1 protein-coding gene is annotated in these 253 nt (G+C 75.5%); it reads right to left on the bottom strand.

The window, feature by feature from the left end; translation table 11 throughout:
• On the bottom strand, positions 1-253 hold a 253-nt coding region (locus tag ACETWP_RS17350; RefSeq protein ID WP_373973537.1), incomplete at both ends, for a DUF222 domain-containing protein.

Genomic DNA, 253 nt, shown 5'->3' with positions numbered 1-253 from the left:
CCACCACCGCACATGGTGGGCCTCGCACCCCGCGGCCGGGACCGTGCACCCCGGAGCCGTGCAACCGCGGTCCCGGGCATAGAGGACCCGGTGCTGGTCCTCGCTGAACAGCCGCGCGGCCCGCCCGGCGTCCAGGACCTGCCCCGCCGTGCCGAGCACCACCGGGATCAAATCCGCCCCGCAAGCCAGGCGCCGGATGGCGTTCGGGTGGACCGTCCCGCCCAGGGCGGCCTCGGATACCATCAGCCCCGGA

The organism is Arthrobacter halodurans, from assembly GCF_041877255.1.
Classification (GTDB): Bacteria; Actinomycetota; Actinomycetes; order Actinomycetales; family Micrococcaceae; genus Arthrobacter_N; species Arthrobacter_N halodurans.
This window is presented reverse-complemented; position numbering and strand designations above follow the sequence as displayed.